14 protein-coding genes and 1 pseudogene are annotated in these 16,113 nt (G+C 55.7%); 12 read left to right on the plus strand and 3 right to left on the minus strand.

Annotated features, from left to right (window positions below; all coding sequences use genetic code 11):
- Positions 1–26: 26 nt before the first annotated feature.
- Complete coding sequence (locus AB7M23_RS15940; protein WP_454241297.1) at positions 27–926, minus strand: LysR substrate-binding domain-containing protein; 900 nt, start codon at positions 924–926, stop codon at positions 27–29.
- Between the two features lie 106 nt (positions 927–1,032).
- Here AB7M23_RS15940 and AB7M23_RS15945 point away from each other — a divergent pair, with 106 nt between their 5' ends.
- From AB7M23_RS15945 to hutU, 10 genes and pseudogenes are all read left to right on the plus strand, one after another.
- Complete coding sequence (locus AB7M23_RS15945) at positions 1,033–1,821, plus strand: HalD/BesD family halogenase (protein ID WP_102052034.1); 789 nt, start codon at positions 1,033–1,035, stop codon at positions 1,819–1,821.
- A 105-nt stretch (positions 1,822–1,926) separates the two neighbouring features.
- Positions 1,927–2,790, plus strand: coding sequence for a transporter substrate-binding domain-containing protein (locus AB7M23_RS15950; RefSeq protein WP_454241298.1), 864 nt, complete (start codon positions 1,927–1,929; stop codon positions 2,788–2,790).
- 154 nt (positions 2,791–2,944) lie between these two features.
- Positions 2,945–3,667, plus strand: a complete 723-nt coding sequence (locus AB7M23_RS15955; RefSeq protein ID WP_102052036.1) for an ABC transporter permease — start codon at positions 2,945–2,947, stop codon at positions 3,665–3,667.
- Between the two features lie 16 nt (positions 3,668–3,683).
- Entirely contained in the window at positions 3,684–4,442 is a 759-nt protein-coding gene (locus AB7M23_RS15960; protein ID WP_454241299.1) for an ABC transporter permease, read from the plus strand.
- Positions 4,439–5,230, plus strand: coding sequence for an ABC transporter ATP-binding protein (locus AB7M23_RS15965; RefSeq protein WP_102052038.1), 792 nt, complete (start codon positions 4,439–4,441; stop codon positions 5,228–5,230). Before AB7M23_RS15960 ends, AB7M23_RS15965 begins: the two co-directional genes overlap by 4 nt.
- Positions 5,227–6,804, plus strand: coding sequence for a histidine ammonia-lyase (gene hutH / locus AB7M23_RS15970; protein WP_454241300.1), 1,578 nt, complete (start codon positions 5,227–5,229; stop codon positions 6,802–6,804). Before AB7M23_RS15965 ends, hutH begins: the two co-directional genes overlap by 4 nt.
- A gap of 156 nt (positions 6,805–6,960) precedes the next feature.
- Positions 6,961–8,376 (plus strand): OprD family porin, encoded by a 1,416-nt coding sequence (locus AB7M23_RS15975; protein WP_454241301.1) that lies wholly within the window; start codon positions 6,961–6,963, stop codon positions 8,374–8,376.
- 366 nt (positions 8,377–8,742) lie between these two features.
- Positions 8,743–9,675: pseudogene (locus tag AB7M23_RS15980) on the plus strand (cache domain-containing protein); the annotation flags it as partial.
- Between the two features lie 87 nt (positions 9,676–9,762).
- Positions 9,763–10,530: a methyl-accepting chemotaxis protein gene (locus tag AB7M23_RS15985; protein WP_371917195.1), complete on the plus strand. Its 768-nt coding sequence runs from the start codon at positions 9,763–9,765 to the stop codon at positions 10,528–10,530.
- Between the two features lie 215 nt (positions 10,531–10,745).
- Positions 10,746–12,416: a urocanate hydratase gene (gene hutU / locus AB7M23_RS15990; RefSeq protein ID WP_454241302.1), complete on the plus strand. Its 1,671-nt coding sequence runs from the start codon at positions 10,746–10,748 to the stop codon at positions 12,414–12,416.
- 115 nt (positions 12,417–12,531) lie between these two features.
- Here hutU and AB7M23_RS15995 read toward each other — a convergent pair whose 3' ends face one another.
- Positions 12,532–13,524: a GlxA family transcriptional regulator gene (locus AB7M23_RS15995; RefSeq protein ID WP_454241303.1), complete on the minus strand. Its 993-nt coding sequence runs from the start codon at positions 13,522–13,524 to the stop codon at positions 12,532–12,534.
- Positions 13,525–13,660: 136 nt separating this feature from the next.
- Here AB7M23_RS15995 and AB7M23_RS16000 point away from each other — a divergent pair, with 136 nt between their 5' ends.
- Both AB7M23_RS16000 and AB7M23_RS16005 read left to right on the plus strand, forming a co-directional pair.
- A complete protein-coding gene (locus AB7M23_RS16000) occupies positions 13,661–14,773 on the plus strand; it encodes an S-(hydroxymethyl)glutathione dehydrogenase/class III alcohol dehydrogenase (protein WP_102052044.1) in 1,113 nt (370 codons plus the stop codon).
- Between the two features lie 71 nt (positions 14,774–14,844).
- Positions 14,845–15,228, plus strand: coding sequence for a VOC family protein (locus AB7M23_RS16005; protein WP_102052045.1), 384 nt, complete (start codon positions 14,845–14,847; stop codon positions 15,226–15,228).
- 183 nt (positions 15,229–15,411) lie between these two features.
- Here AB7M23_RS16005 and AB7M23_RS16010 read toward each other — a convergent pair whose 3' ends face one another.
- Positions 15,412–15,729: a hypothetical protein gene (locus tag AB7M23_RS16010; protein ID WP_454241304.1), complete on the minus strand. Its 318-nt coding sequence runs from the start codon at positions 15,727–15,729 to the stop codon at positions 15,412–15,414.
- Positions 15,730–16,113 lie beyond the last annotated feature (384 nt).

Raw genomic sequence — 16,113 nt, forward strand, 5'->3', positions numbered from 1 at the left:
CCAGCCCTTGAGCCTTCGTTGTTTCGTTATTGATCCGCCAGCAATTCCATCATTCGAGTGATGTCTTTGCGGCCCACCTTTGAGGCCGGTATAAACGCACAATAGGGGTGGCCGAGTGGGAGCGACACCGACGACAAGCTGATCAAACGCCCCGCATCCAGGTCAGCTCGAGCAATAAGTCTATGCCCGAGAGCAATACCAAGGCCCAGGCGCGCCAGCGAAACCGACAAGCTGGACAGGCCACATCGTACGCCCTGCTTCGGGTCGGGGTAGTGGTTGCTGGATATCAGCGAAAACCAATCGTGCCAGGTGGGGCCTGACGCATAGCTGGCACCCCAGTGGGTATGGATGAACAAGTTCTGGGGGATCTGCGAGAGGTCAAACTCGTCATTACCATGAGCCGACCAAAATTCAGGTGTACAGACCGGAACCACCTCATCGCGTACCAGGTGTATGGCCGTCACGCCAGGGTAATGGTAATCGCCATAACTGACCCGAATGTCAATGTCATGACGGATCAGGTCTATCGGATCGTCTTCAACCCGGATATCAACCGCTAATTGCGGATAAGACTCCAGGAGTGTTGAGAGCTTTGGTGCGAGCCAGGTTTCAGCCAATGAAAAGGGAACACTGACAACCAGCCGTCGTGAGTGCAAGTCCCCCTCCAAGATACGTGTTGTCATGGCGGCGATGTCGTTCAATGCACGGGAGGTCTGCGGATAGATGGCATGCCCGGCATCTGTCAGCGTGATGCGGTTTCCGGTTCGCACAAAAAGTTTGCGCTCCAGGAAGTCTTCAAGATGTTTGACTTGCTGGCTAACTGCAGCCGCGGATACGCCCAGTTCTTCAGCTGCCAATACGAAGCTGCCCATCCGCGCCGCAACCTCAAACGCTTTAACGGCATTCAGCGGTGGTAGACGACTCATGTTGCTCCCCTAGCAAAAGATTTTCTAATGGTAAGTTAACAATTACTGCCGTTGTGAGAAAGTTTTTCTCGCGGTACGTTCATGCCTCACTTACTAGGAGGTACCTATGCGAGACATTCTAGATTTGGAGCGCTATCCGCTGGATCAGGAAGGTAGCCCCGAATGGCAGGCGATGGTCGATCGAGCCGCTGTTGAGTTGCAAGAGACGGGGATGTTCAATCTGACGCAGTTGATGAAGCCGCAAGCGATCAAAAAGGCGGTGGCGGAAATCAAGCCCAAAATGGACAGTCAGTCTCACACGCACTCGCGTCGGCACAACATCTATTTTCTGCCCGACTTCAAGGAGCTGGATCCAAAACACCCGGCGCTACGTGAGGTCGAGTCGACCAACCACACGCTGTGTGCTGATCAGATTGAAAAAAGTATCGTGCTGGCTATTTACGAGTACCCACCACTGCTGCGTTTTATTGCGGCCGTCATGAAGAAGCCATCACTTCACATGATGCAGGACCCTTTGGCGCGTGCCAATGTCATGAGCTACCGCGAAGGTGAGGCGTTGAACTGGCATTTTGACCGCAGTGAGTTCACCACTACCTTGCTGCTGCAGGAGCCATTCGAGGGCGGAAAATTCCAGTACCGGAGCAATCTGCGCTCGGCTGAGAACCCCAACTATGATGGCGTTGCAGCCGTTCTCGACGGACGCGACCCAGAGGTCAAAACCCTGACCCTGGAAGCCGGAACCTTGAATGTGTTCCGCGGTGTCAACGCCCTGCACCGAGTAACGCCTATCGAAGGTTCGCAGGAACGACTGATTGCCATTTTCTCTTATTACGAGAGGCAGGATGTGAAATTTAGCGAGGAAGAAAGCATCGGTTTTTACGGTCGCGCGTACTGATCAGTATTACCGGAAAGTGATGAATGGACTCCAGGTCGGCTTCTTGCGCTTATGTGAGAAGCCATGAGTTATACCATTCAACGTTGATTGCAACGGAGAACGCATATGACAACAATAAAAATCAAGGCGTTAACAAAACAGATCAAGTTTGCTCTGATCGGTGTCGCCTGGCTCTGCGCATCAGTGTCCGAGGCTAAAGAGTGGACCTCTGTCACTATCGCTACCGAAGCTGCTTATCCGCCTTGGAACATGACGCTTCCCGGAGGCGCCATCGGTGGTTTTGAGCCTGAGTTGATGGCTGATCTCTGTGCGCGCATGAAGCTCAAGTGCACCCTGCAAGCCCAGGATTGGGATGGGATGATCCCTAGCCTGCAGGCTGGCAAGTTCGACCTCATCATGGATGCCATCGTCATCACCCCCGAGCGCGAGAAAGTGATTGCTTTCTCTCGGCCCTATGCCGCGACCCAAGGTGTACTTGCTGCCAGCGATCCGGAGTTGATCGCCAAGGCAGGCGTAGCCGCAGAGGTCGTCAAGCTCACCGGCGATGCCACGCTGGATAAACCCTTTATCGACAATCTACGGACATTGCTCAAGGGTAAAACCATCGGCATATCGTCCGGCACTGCCTATACCCAGTTCATCGAAACCAACTTCAAGGACATTGCCTCCATCCGTGAGTACAAGAAGTCCGATGAGCACGTTCTGGATTTGCAGGCCGGACGTATTGATTTCAGTTTCGATGACGTGACCTTTTTCAGCTCGGTGCTGGACATGCCTGAGAACAAGTCGGTTTCCATGGTGGGTTCCAAGATCGGTGGCCCTATTTGGGGGCCGGGAGAGGCACTTGGCTTCCGTAAGGATACCCCTGAGTTAAAGGCAAAGTTCGACGAAGCATTAAGCGCTGCGTTGGCGGATGGCACGGTGAAGAGACTGTCCGAAAAGTGGTTTAAGGCTGATATCACACCATAAGAAGATTGCTACTGGGTCGGAAGTAGAGAGCTGTCCCCGCGCCTGCGGATAAACAGCCAGTCAATGCCGACCCTGTAACTCCGTAACGCGTCGTTGTGAGCCCGTTTATGGGCTTTCAACAGAAAAGAAGCGTTTCGATATAAAGGATACAGTTATGGATACCTTGCAGATGCTCAGTTTCGGTGACACCGGCTGGGGCCTGGCCTTGTCGAAGGCCATCGGCATGACGCTGTTACTGACGGTGGTGTCGCTGCTCGTCGGTGCAGTGTTCGGTAGCCTGGTCGCGGCAGCCAAACTGTCACGCCGATCTGGGCTGCGCTGGCTGGGTGACGCGTACCTGGTGCTGTTCAGAGGCGTTCCCGAGCTACTGGTGATTTACCTGTTCTACTTTGGCGGTGCCACCGTCGTTTCTGCTGTAGGTCACTGGTTCGGCGCCACGGGTTACATCGGCATGCCCCCCTTTCTGGTGGGCGCACTCGCGGTCGGACTGCTTTCCGGCTCTTACCAGGCTGAAGTCTATCGTGGCGCTTTCATGGCAGTCCCTCGAGGTGAACTGGAGGCGGCCCTGGCCATCGGCATGGGGCGATTCATGCGTTTCAAGCGCGTGTTGATCCCCCAGGTGATGCGTTATGCGCTCCCAGGTTTGGGCAATGTCTGGCAGATGACCCTGAAAGATTCAGCGCTGATTTCAGTCATTGGCCTGGTCGAGTTGATGCGTGCCAGCCTGATGGCAGCCGGTTCTACCCGTCAGTACTTTGCCTTCTACATCATTGGCGGCATCGGCTATCTGCTACTGACCGGGTTGTCAGGGCGCATTTTCAATATCGCCGAGGCTCGGGTGCAGCGCACGCAGCGCCGCAGTCCTCTTCAGCACTGAGACAGGTGAGCCTCAAATGATCGATTTTGCATTTTTGCTCGACACACTACTGAAGTTGCTGTCGGCACTGCCCACCACGCTGATGTTGTTTTTCAGCTCCCTTTCGTTGGGCCTGTTGCTGTCATTCGGCATTGTCGGCATGCGTGTCAGCCGCTGCCCATTGCTCAGCTATCCAGCACGTTGCTACATCATGATCTTTCGCGGCACGCCGCTGATCATTCAGATGTATCTGATCTATTACGGGCTTGGGCAGTTTCCGGTGGTCCGCGAGAGTTTCGCTTGGGTTGTCCTGCGCTCACCTTATGGCTGTGCAGTCGTCTCACTGGCGCTGTGTACCGCTGGGTATACCGCAGAAATCATCCGCGGCGGCCTGCTCAGTATCCCCTATGGCCAGATCGAGGCGGGGCAAGCCATCGGTATGTCGCGCTTGGCGCTGTTGCGCAGGATCATCGCTCCGGTCACGTTGCGCCAGGTTCTGCCAGCTTACTCCACGGAGGCGATCCTGATGCTCAAGGCCACCGCACTGGCCAGCTTGATTACCGTCTGGGATGTCACCGGTATCGCTCAACAGATCATTCAGCGGACCTACCGCACCATGGAGGTGTTCGCCTGTGCCGCGTTTATCTATCTGGTACTCAACTACCTCATCGTACGCGCCATGCGCTGGCTCGAGCATCGTCTGACGCCGCACCTGCGTGAGCGGCCAGTGCATATCCCAACGAAAGCCAAACTTGACGCCGGCAGCAATCCGAAATCCCTGCGGAGCTCACTATGAATACTCAGTCTATGGCCGCGTTGTCGGTCAGCAACATCCAGAAGTCTTATGGTCAAGCGCATGTGCTCAAGGGCATATCCCTGAATGCGCACAAGGGCGACGTTGTGTCGATTCTCGGTGCAAGCGGTTCGGGGAAAAGTACATTTTTGCGTTGCATCAATCTGCTCGAAACACCCGATGAGGGCAGTATTAGCCTCAATGGTGAAACCATTGAAATGAAGCGCCTGCGTGATGGTCGTCAAGTGCCCAGCAATACGCGCCAGGTTGAACAGATCCGCAGCCGTCTTGGCATGGTGTTTCAAAGCTTCAACTTGTGGTCGCACAGAAGCGTCATTGAGAACGTCATAGAAGGGCCTATGCGAGTGCTCAAGCGCTCACGTGCCGAATGTGTTGAAGAGGCCGAGCAGTTACTGCAGAAGGTCGGGCTGTATGACCGACGCGATTACTACCCGGCCCATCTGTCCGGTGGTCAGCAACAACGCGTGGCGATTGCTCGGGCCCTCGCCATGAACCCTCAAGTCATGCTTTTTGATGAGCCGACTTCGGCACTTGATCCGGAGTTGGTGGGCGAGGTGCTCAAGGTCATGCGCGGGCTGGCGGAAGAAGGTCGCACGATGCTGGTGGTGACCCACGAGATGGGCTTTGCCCGTCATGTGTCCAATCGAGTCGTCTTCATGCAGAACGGTCATATCGACGCCCAAGGCACGCCAGCCGAATTGTTCGAGGGGTTGCCCACCGAGCGCTTTCGCCAATTTGTAGCCAGCCACCAGTTAAGGAGTGCGGAATGAGCACCGCCACCCACTCATATCGCGTCAACAATGGCCCGGCATCAGCAGGCATCACGGCTGAGGACAGCCTGGGCGTAATCCTTGGCGATACCCCGTTGACCTGGCGAGAGATCGTCAGGGTTGCGCGCGATGGCGCACAATTGAGCCTCAGTGATTCAGCCTGGGCCCGTATCGATAACGCTCGCGCCATCGTCGATCACATCGTGGCACGGGGTGAGCGGGCCTATGGAATCAGCACCGGCCTTGGCGCACTCAGTAGCGTGAGACTGGAGGGCCCGCAACTGGCGCAGTTGTCGCGCAATACCCTGTTAAGCCATGCCTGTGGCGTCGGGGCGCCGCTAAAGGTTGAGCAAACGCGGGCCATCATCTGCGCGGCAATCAACAACTATGCCCATGGCCACTCAGGTATCAGCCGTAATGTAATAGAGGCGTTGATCGCATTACTCAACCAGCACATTACGCCAGTCGTGCCCTCACAGGGCTCTGTCGGCTATTTGACTCACATGGCGCACGTTGGTGTCGCGTTGCTGGGCTTTGGCGAGGTTAGCTGGCAGGGGCGGTTGATGCCTGCTGAACAAGCACTGCATCAGGCTGGCATGGCTAGGCTGGAACTGACCGCCAAAGACGGTATCAGTTTGGTAAATGGCACGCCCTGCATGACGGGTTTGGCATGTTTGGGGTTGGCCGATGCGTTCAATCTGGCCGACTGGGCGGACGTCATCGGTGCGATGAGTTTCGAGGCACTTAAAGGGCAGATCGATGCGTTTGATGAGGCCGTCCTTGCACTGAAACCCCATCCTGGTGCTCAGCACGTTGGTACCAGACTGCGCGCGCTGCTGGCAGGTAGTGAAGTGATTGCCAGCAGCCGCGGCATTCGCACCCAGGATGCCTTGAGTATTCGCTCGATCCCCCAGATTCATGGCGCCTGTCGTGACCAGCTGACTCACGCCGAACAGCAGATCAATATCGAATTGGCTTCGGCGACTGATAATCCACTTGTTGTCGGAACACCAGACGACTATCGCGTTCTGTCTCAGGCCAACCCACACGGAGAGTCCGTGGCGATGGCTGCTGACCTGCTGTGTATCGCAGTTGCAGAGCTTGCGGGGGTTGCAGAGCGCCGTCTGGATCGGTTGATCAATCCTCTCATTAGTGGGCTGCCTCCTTTCCTGGTCAGCTTGCCCGGGGTGAACTCGGGAATGATGATCGCGCAATATGTCGCGGCTGCCTTGGTCGGAGAAAACAGACACCTTGCACAGCCTGCAGTGGTCGATAACTTTGTGACGTCTGCCCTGCAGGAAGACCACCTTAGTCTCGGTACCGGTGCAACCCTCAAGCTGCTCAAGGTTATCGACAATACGACCCAGGTACTCGCCATCGAATACCTTCTGGCAGCACAGGCCTTCGAGTTCCTCAAAGAACAACGATTCGGCGATGGCACTGGGGCTGCCTGGCGCCTCCTGCGCGAGCAGGTTCCGCCTTATGATGAGGACCGCTGGTTAGCACCTGATATTGAAAGTGCTGCGCGTTTGGTACGAAAGCATTCCGCATTGGGCGCTGTTCTGGGTAACTGATTTTTAAGTTTCAACTACAAACGTGGTGGTTTGTCATTGCTGATATTGCAGTGCATTAGTCTGCGCTGTTAATAAAAGGGTGGCCTATCGCGTGGCGGTATTCTGTTGTCGATAAAAAAGTAAGTGATCATAAAACAAGAATAAGGATTAATTGTCATGCAGCTTAATAAGTGGCGCGTGTTGGCCTTGGCCATCGCTGCGGCAACAGTTCAACACGCCTTTGCTTCAGAAGAAGCAACCTCTCTTGCTCCGGTCATGGAAGGCTCCAGTCAAGCGAAGAGCAATGGCTTTGTTGAAGACAGCACGTTGCACCTGGAGAGCCGTAACGTCGCATTTTACAAGAACTATAAAAACACTGATCCAGGTACGCAGAATTACATCAACGAGTGGGGGCAGGCAGAGCTGCTGACGTTCACGTCGGGTTATTCCCAGGGTGTTATCGGTTTCGGCGTAGATGCCTTTGCTAATGGTGCTGTACGGCTCAATGGCGGTGGTGGTACCGGCGGCAGCCAGGTTTTTCCGACCAATGCAAGTCATTGTGATGACATTACCGGATCCTGCCAGGCGCAGGACGGCTATGGTATGGCCGGTGGCGCTGTCAAAATGCGCATATCTGAAACTGAACTTAAAGTCGGCACCCTGATGCCGCAAAGCCCTGTGTTTGGTACATGGGACGGCTATCTGATGCCGCAACATGCCAATGGCGGTTTGTTCAGCAGTCACGAAATAAAAAATCTTGCACTGCAGGGTGGTCATTTTACTTCCGGCAACGCCGACAATAGCACCAATCATGATGGTAATTTGGGCACTGCCTATGGCTGGACTCGGGTGGACAGCGCCACGTATGTCGGTGGCGATTATACCTTCAGCGATAATTTGTCAGGTGGTCTGCACGCCGCGAACTACGAAGACGTGTGGAATCAATACTACGCTGACCTTTATCATCATTTTAATATCAGCGATGGTCTGTCGCTTGCTACGAGCTTGAACTATTACAAGACGGATGACGCAGGCGACGCCAGAGCCGGCAAGATAAACAATGATGCGTACAGTATCGCCCTGAAACTGACGGCTGGCGCCCACAGCCTTACCGTTGCTCATCAGCGTATCAATGGCAACACGCCATTTGACTACCTGGGTATCAGTGGTCAAGGGGGAGAGCACTCGGGCAGCTATGTTGGTGCCGGTTCAATCTGGTTGGCGAACTCCTCGCAATGGGCCGACTTCAATGCCCCAGGCGAAAAATCCTACAAGGTGCAATATGACCTCGATGCAGGCGCGCTGGGTGTTCCTGGGCTGAGCTTCATGGTCCGCTACGTTACCGGTAAAGATGCAGACGGTACGGGTGCGGATGCACATGGCGCCTACAGTTTTGAAAACACTATTCGTAACGGTGAAGAGTGGGAACGGGACGTCGAAGTTCATTACGTCGTTCAGGAAGGTGTCGCCAAGGATTTGTCGTTCAAAATTCGACAGGCGACCTACCGCGGCAATGAAGATATAAGCCACAACTCCGGCTCTGATGAGGACGAAATTCGTATCATTACCTCGTATCCGCTGAATATCTTCTAATCAACATCTGTGTGCAGGCTGTTGTCAGGCCTGTTTGGTTTGAATATGCGCCTGTCGTTGTAACTGCGATCAAGAGAGTGCTCGTCTCTCGCGATGCGAGGCTCTCTTTGTTCGCTGCCCTTGAGGCTAAACGAAACTATCAAGATGACGCTTGGCCGTTGCCGGTTTAGTGCATGCCGGGCGTTTTCTGCTTGCTGGAGTTCAATCGGGTTGAGTATTAAACAGCGTTTAGTGGCGGTGTTTATCGCCATGGCTTGCGTGCCTGTACTGCTGATTGCTGCTTGGGTGATATTCGACCAGCGCCAGCAGGCAAAGGACATATTTGTTGAGAGCAGCAGTCGTGAAATTCGGCAGATTGACGGTGCCATGCAACTGTTTTTTGATGGCATTTCCCAGAATGTCTCTTATTTGGCAAATCTGGAGTTGGTTCGGACTGCAGATGGGCTGCTCAAATCATATCAAGGTTCTGCGCCTGAACGCTTGCCTCCCAGTGAGCGCGGGCAGGCGTTATTAAACATGTTCACAGCGTTTGCCAACACTCATCCTGCCTATGCCTTCATTACCTTGGGCTCTTCCGATGGTGGTGTTGCTTTTTGGCCCGACTACCCGCTCAAAGATTATGACCCCAGAGTGCGGCCTTGGTATGAAGTAGCACTTGCCCATCCCGGAAAGCCTGTGCGCACTGAGGCGTACGAATGGAAAGAGGGAAACATTGCGTTAGTGGGTACGGTACAGGCGGTCGTCAATCCTGAGGGAAAGGTCAGCGGTGTACTGGACATCGATGTGTCACTCAAACAACTGACCGATCTGGTGCACAAGATCAAGATCGGTAGCACCGGGTATCTCATGCTGCTTGAGCGCGACGGAACAGTACTGGCGGATGCGAGCACTACCGAACATTCGTTCAAGTCGTTGGCGGAGCTTGGCTCTGAGTATGCGCCCCTGAACGTCGCCTCGGACGGGTACCTTGAGCTTGAGCTCGGTGGAAAGAGCTACATGGCCAACATAGTCAGTTCTCCTGGATTGGGGTGGCGCTTCGTCGGGCTGATTGAGAAAGAAGAAGTGCTGGCCGGGGCTCAGCGGCTAGCCTGGCACCTCAGCCTGGTAGCGACATTGTTAGTCATCGGCTTTGCACTCCTGGGGGCGACCCTCGCACGCCGCATAGTGGAGCCTATCCAAGGGGTCGTCTTGGGACTAGAAGGCATTGCCAACGGTGAGGGCGACCTGACCCGTTCGCTTCAGTGCGCAGGAAAGGATGAAACCGCCATACTCGCTCGCTGGTTCAACACGTTCCTGGAAACGATCCGCCAGCTTGTGGTGCGCATCACCGGCGCGTCTGAGGTGCTAAACAAAACGTCCTCAAAAATGATGATGTTTGCGACGGATATGAATGATGCCGCCCAGCGGCAGAGGGAGTCGCTGGAGTTGGTATCGACGGCGTTTAACGAGATGGTGGCGACGGCAAACGACGTTGCCAAAGCGTGCGGCTCGGCGGTCAACTCTGCCGATGCAGGGCAGGGGCACGTTGTGGATGGTCAGCGCCAGATTGCCGATGCCGCGTTGAGCGTCGAGCAGTTGAGTATCAGCCTGGGGCAGGCTGCCGACGCGTTGGAGCTGCTGAAACAGGACAGCCAGAACATTAACGCAATCCTCGATACGATTCGATCGATAGCCGATCAAACTAACCTGTTGGCTCTCAATGCTGCTATTGAGGCCGCTCGCGCCGGTGAGCAGGGGCGTGGATTTTCCGTCGTTGCGGACGAGGTGCGTGCCTTGGCCAGGCGCACAGCCGATTCGACAGGGCAGATTGGTGAAGTCCTGGGAGGACTTGTCGAGCGGACAAGCCGCGTTACTGGCCAAATGCAGCAAAGCCTTTTGCTATCGCAGGGAAGTGTCGAACGTATCGAGTCTGCCAAGGCCAGCTTTCAAAGTATCCAGAGCGCGGTGGACGACATTCGGGACAGGAACGTACAGATCGCCACCGCAGCGGAGGAGCAACATCAAGTGTCAGAAGAGATCAATCGCCACATTGCAGGCGTCCTCGACGATGCGTTGCAGGTGGTCGATTTTGCTCAGAAGTCCCATTCAGAGTCTCGACAGCTCACGAACGTATCGGGTGAGCTCCAGACGTTGATCGGTCGATATCGGACCTGATCACCGCGGGTGGACTCCCGGCGTGCCTCCTGTTTCGCAAATCAATCTAGTTTTCGTGTGGTTTCTGCAGACGGTGAACGTCTGCAATTTCTTGCTTGAATGTACTTGTACATACAAGTATATATGTGAGTAGATGTGCGATGCCTTCCTCCGGTTTACTGTGGAGAAATGCACAGACGTCACTCCGTACTAATACCCCTACCAAGGAGCCTGGCATGACCAAATACCGTGACACCGAAATTCGCGCCCCGCGCGGCACTACGCTGACCGCCAAAAGCTGGCTGACCGAAGCGCCGCTGCGCATGCTGATGAACAACCTCGACCCTGAAGTCGCGGAAAACCCGAAAGAGCTGGTGGTGTACGGCGGCATTGGCCGTGCGGCGCGTAACTGGGAGTGCTACGACAAGATTGTCGAGAGCCTGACCAACCTGAACGACGACGAAACCCTGCTGGTGCAGTCCGGCAAGCCGGTCGGCGTGTTCAAGACCCACGCCAACGCCCCGCGCGTGTTGATCGCCAACTCCAACCTGGTGCCGCACTGGGCCACGTGGGAGCACTTCAACGAACTGGATGCCAAGGGCCTGGCCATGTACGGCCAGATGACTGCCGGTAGCTGGATCTACATCGGTAGCCAGGGCATCGTTCAAGGCACCTATGAAACCTTCGTCGAGGCCGGCCGCCAGCACTACAACGGCAGCCTCAAGGGCAAGTGGGTACTGACCGCCGGCCTGGGTGGCATGGGTGGCGCGCAGCCGCTGGCTGCAACGTTGGCCGGTGCCTGCTCGCTGAACATCGAATGCCAGCAGAGCCGCATCGACTTCCGCCTGAACAGCCGTTACGTCGACGAGCAAGCCGCCGATCTGGACGATGCGCTGGCACGCATTGCCAAATACACCGCCGAAGGCAAGGCTATTTCCATTGCTCTGCTGGGCAACGCGGCTGAAATCCTGCCTGAACTGGTCAAGCGCGGCGTGCGTCCAGACATGGTCACCGACCAGACCAGCGCCCATGACCCGCTCAACGGCTACCTGCCAGCAGGCTGGACCTGGGAACAGTACCGTGACCGCGCACAAACCGAGCCGGCTGCCGTGGTCAAGGCGGCCAAGCAGTCGATGGCCGTACACGTGCAGGCCATGCTCGATTTCCAGAAGCAGGGCATTCCGACCTTCGACTACGGCAACAACATCCGTCAGATGGCCAAGGAAGAAGGCGTAGAAAACGCATTCGACTTCCCAGGCTTCGTACCGGCCTATATTCGTCCGTTGTTCTGCCGTGGCATCGGCCCGTTCCGCTGGGCGGCCCTGTCGGGTAACGCCGAAGACATCTACAAGACCGACGCCAAGGTCAAGGAACTGATTCCGGACGATGCGCATCTGCATAACTGGCTGGAAATGGCCCGTGAGCGCATCAGCTTCCAGGGCCTGCCAGCACGTATCTGCTGGGTTGGTCTGGGGCAGCGGGCCAAGCTGGGCCTGGCCTTCAACGAGATGGTTCGCCGCGGCGAGTTGTCGGCACCGATCGTGATTGGTCGTGACCACCTGGACTCAGGCTCTGTGTCGAGCCCGAACCGCGAAACCGAATCGATGATGGATGGTTCCGACGCTGTGTCCGACTGGCCATTGCTCAACGCACTGCTCAACACCGCCAGTGGCGCGACCTGGGTCTCGCTGCACCACGGCGGCGGTGTCGGCATGGGCTTCTCGCAGCACTCCGGCATGGTCATCGTCTGTGACGGTACCGACGAGGCTGCCGAGCGAATCGCCCGCGTTCTGACCAACGACCCGGCCACTGGCGTGATGCGCCATGCCGATGCCGGTTATCAGATCGCCATCGATTGCGCCAAGGAACAAGGCCTGAACCTGCCGATGATTACCGGAAAACGCTGATGTAAGGGCCCATGCGCAGGCAGTGCTTCGCCCTCAGGGGCGGGACTTGCGCATGGGTCATATGTCTGAAGATGTGTATTTAAATAACTAAGTTAGTTGGTTGAATACGTGAGGATCAGGTGCCAAGAAATCGCTCTTGGTATTGCTTTGGTGTTACCGATAAGTACTTCTTGAATACGTTGCGCATTTGGTCAGTGGTTGCAAACCCACACTTGAATGCCACACTTTTCATTGGCAGTCCGCTTTCACTCAATAAGCGCCTCGCTTTATCAACTCGGGCTTTCTCCAGGAACTCAGAGGGGCAGACTCCCACCTCCTTATGGAAGGTTCTTGTAAAGTTCCTCAGGCTCATTGAAGCGTGATTGGCCATAAGCGATACATTGATCTTTTGGTCAATATTGTTCAATACCCATTCTTGAACTGCACGCATTCCTGAGGCTTGGGTCATCTGGCTCGTCAGGTTGGCGCTGAACTGTGACTGACCGCCGGGCCGCTTGAGGAAAATCACCAGGTCTTGTGCCACTTGCAGCGCAAGATCATGACCGAAATCAGCTTCGACAAAGGCAAGCGCCAAATCCACTGAAGCGCTTACGCCTGCTGACGTCCAGAGGTTTCCTTCATGAATGAAAATGGAGTCAATGTCGACCTGGATGCGGGGGTAGTTCTGTTGCATGACCTCAGCCATTCTCCAGTGCGTGGTTGCTCGCTTGCCGTCAAGCAGGCCGGCTGCAGCCAGGAAAAACGCTCCTGAACACAGGGCAGCAAAGCGCTCAACTCTTGTTGCGACCCGTTTAGTCCAGGCCACAATTTCCGATTGTTCTTCGACAATTCGCTCAATTTCGTGTGCGCCAACGACCAAGATCGAGTGCGGAAGCGATTCCTCGTCCAGTGTATGAGTTGCACTTAAGGACATTAGCGTATCTGACGGGATGGGCCCCAACTGTGTTGAGACAATTCTAACCTCGTAGCCTGGCGCTTTTCCCTGTGCTTCCAAGTGTTTATTTGCATACGTGAAGACGGTCATGGGGCCAATGGCCTCGAATGACTTGAACTCAGGATAAATCACGATATCGATCGTTCGGCGTGTGGCCGTATCAGAACGGAGCATACTTATATCTCTTGTGTAGTGCTTGGCCTGATTTCATGCCAGCTTGGCCGAATTCAGCGCCATTTTCATCAGCGTAACGAATCGATTTTTTTTATTGTAGAGACAACTAAATAACACACGGTAGGTACCCGTTACCATGATCAAGTCGCGCGCAGCTGTCGCTTTCGGACCTAATGAGCCACTTAAAATCGTTGAAGTTGATGTTCAGCCCCCCAAAGCTGGTGAGGTGCTGGTTCGGATCGTTGCGACTGGCGTTTGCCATACGGATGCCTACACCTTGTCTGGCCAGGATTCGGAAGGCGTGTTCCCTTGCATTCTAGGTCATGAGGGCGGTGGCATCGTCGAAGCGGTAGGTGAGGGCGTCACCTCGCTGACGGTCGGCGATCACGTCATCCCGCTCTACACGGCTGAATGCGGAGAGTGCAAGTTCTGCAAGTCCGGCAAGACCAACCTCTGCCAGGCCGTACGAGCCACTCAAGGCAAGGGTTTGATGCCTGATGGCACCACCCGTTTCTCTTACAACGGCGAGCCTGTTTACCACTACATGGGGTGTTCGACCTTCTCCGAGTACACCGTACTGCCCGAAATTTCCCTTGCGAAAATTCCAAAGGAAGCGCCACTGGAAAAGGTGTGCCTGTTGGGTTGCGGTGTGACCACCGGTATCGGTGCTGTACTCAACACCGCGAAGGTGGAAGAGGGCGCTACCGTGGCCGTCTTTGGCTTGGGCGGTATCGGTCTTGCTGCGATCATCGGTGCCAAGATGGCAAAAGCTTCTCGGATTATTGCCGTCGATATCAATCCGGCCAAGTTCGCTATTGCCGAGGAGCTGGGTGCCACTGATTTCATCAACCCCAAGCAGCATGATCGGCCGATTCAGGAGGTCATCGTCGAGCTCACCGATGGCGGTGTCGATTACTCCTTTGAATGCATCGGCAATGTCCAGCTCATGCGCGCAGCGCTCGAGAGTTGCCATAAGGGTTGGGGTGAGTCGACCATCATCGGCGTCGCCCCGGCCGGCGCCGAAATCAGCACGCGTCCTTTCCAATTGGTCACCGGCCGTGTTTGGCGCGGTAGTGCCTTTGGTGGCGTTAAAGGCCGTACCGAACTGCCGAGCTATGTTGCGCAAGCCGAGAAGGGCGAGATCCCGCTCGACAAGTTCATCACCCACACCATGGGGCTGGAGCAGATCAACGACGCCTTCGACCTGATGCACGAAGGCAAGAGCATTCGCTCAGTCGTCCACTTTTAAATGATTCTCCGGTGCCTCACAGGAGGTACCGGTTTCTTCCTGCAACACCCCCACCTGCAATGGAGACTTTCATGTCGATTTTCACTCATGTAACTGTTGGGACCAATGATCTGGTCAAAGCCCGCAAATTCTACGACGAAGTGTTGGGTAAGCTGGGTTTCAAGCGCCTTGCTGATCTGGGCGACAACGGCTCGATCTGGGGCGTGGATAAGCCCGCGTTCTTTGTACTCAAGCCAGCCAACGGCCAGCCGGCCAGTGTGGGCAATGGCGTGACCGTGAGCTTCGAAGCTCAGAATCGTGCCCAAATCAACGCCTTCCACGACGCTGCACTGAGTGCTGGCGGCAAAGACGAAGGCGCAGCAGGGACACGTGACTGGGCACCGAATGCCTATGCTGCATATGCCCGTGACCTCGATGGCAACAAGCTTGCCGTCTACTGCTTCAAGGCCGAGTAAGCATGCTTAAGCGGCACTCATCGGGTGCCGCTTTTTTCCTCTCGCGCCGTGATCATGGCGCCTCAGTGGATTTCCTGATGGGTTATCCGCGTTCATGGCAGTACACCTCGCCTGTAAGTACGCCATCATCTGCTGGCTGTGCACATCAAACAGGCAGCAGCTGAGCCACTGCCCGTTTTACCGTTAGCGCGTTTCCGGCCTTGAGCGGTCGGCCTCCATACCACCGAGCAACGCCTGCGCCAGCCCTTGAGCCATATCAACGGCCGTGCGGGTGGACCAGAGCAGATGCCGGGTTTCGCTGTCGACCACCTGACAGGCTTGTTCATTGGTGGCGTAGGCGGAACGTAGCAGGATGGTGAGGTGGATCAGCACGTCTTCGACGTTGAGCCCGGCGCGAACACTGAACAGCGGATCGTGGCTGTCTTCGCAGGAACCGAAGGTGGCGCAGGCGGTGGTTTTCAGAATGTTGGTGGGCGGGGGATCGGGGACTATCTTGGTCATGGTGACGCTCCTAGAGTAGTGAGCCACCACCTATCGCTACCAAACGAATGGGTGACGGCTGTACACAGGTTGGTAGACCGGGACTCTAGGAACCCAGCGCGCACGAGGGCGCCCTGCGCACAGCCGCCATAACACGAAGTAGCAGACACAAAAAAAGCGCCAACTAGTTCGGATGGGGCGCTTGCACGCCATAGAGTAAGCGGGCTACCAAACCCGTTCGCTGGATTTACAGCGACCGTGGAAGGTTAACGGTGCAGAGATTTGGATTCAAGCGCTGGTATGGATGAACTGACGCGAATGTCCTTGATGCCCATCAAGGGTGGCAGCTGTACGCGGGTTAGCAGACCAGGGATCAAGGAACCCGGCGCACCCGAAGGCGCCCCA

Source organism: Pseudomonas sp. HLS-6 TE3448 (genome assembly GCF_053629555.1).

Coding starts and splice junctions, on each gene's coding strand:
- AB7M23_RS15940 (WP_454241297.1), bottom strand. CDS start 926: ATGAGTCGTCTACCACCGCTGAATGCCGTTAAAGCGTTTGAGGTTGCG.
- AB7M23_RS15945 (WP_102052034.1), top strand. CDS start 1,033: ATGCGAGACATTCTAGATTTGGAGCGCTATCCGCTGGATCAGGAAGGT.
- AB7M23_RS15950 (WP_454241298.1), top strand. CDS start 1,927: ATGACAACAATAAAAATCAAGGCGTTAACAAAACAGATCAAGTTTGCT.
- AB7M23_RS15955 (WP_102052036.1), top strand. CDS start 2,945: ATGGATACCTTGCAGATGCTCAGTTTCGGTGACACCGGCTGGGGCCTG.
- AB7M23_RS15960 (WP_454241299.1), top strand. CDS start 3,684: ATGATCGATTTTGCATTTTTGCTCGACACACTACTGAAGTTGCTGTCG.
- AB7M23_RS15965 (WP_102052038.1), top strand. CDS start 4,439: ATGAATACTCAGTCTATGGCCGCGTTGTCGGTCAGCAACATCCAGAAG.
- hutH (WP_454241300.1), top strand. CDS start 5,227: ATGAGCACCGCCACCCACTCATATCGCGTCAACAATGGCCCGGCATCA.
- AB7M23_RS15975 (WP_454241301.1), top strand. CDS start 6,961: ATGCAGCTTAATAAGTGGCGCGTGTTGGCCTTGGCCATCGCTGCGGCA.
- AB7M23_RS15985 (WP_371917195.1), top strand. CDS start 9,763: ATGAATGATGCCGCCCAGCGGCAGAGGGAGTCGCTGGAGTTGGTATCG.
- hutU (WP_454241302.1), top strand. CDS start 10,746: ATGACCAAATACCGTGACACCGAAATTCGCGCCCCGCGCGGCACTACG.
- AB7M23_RS15995 (WP_454241303.1), bottom strand. CDS start 13,524: ATGCTCCGTTCTGATACGGCCACACGCCGAACGATCGATATCGTGATT.
- AB7M23_RS16000 (WP_102052044.1), top strand. CDS start 13,661: ATGATCAAGTCGCGCGCAGCTGTCGCTTTCGGACCTAATGAGCCACTT.
- AB7M23_RS16005 (WP_102052045.1), top strand. CDS start 14,845: ATGTCGATTTTCACTCATGTAACTGTTGGGACCAATGATCTGGTCAAA.
- AB7M23_RS16010 (WP_454241304.1), bottom strand. CDS start 15,729: ATGACCAAGATAGTCCCCGATCCCCCGCCCACCAACATTCTGAAAACC.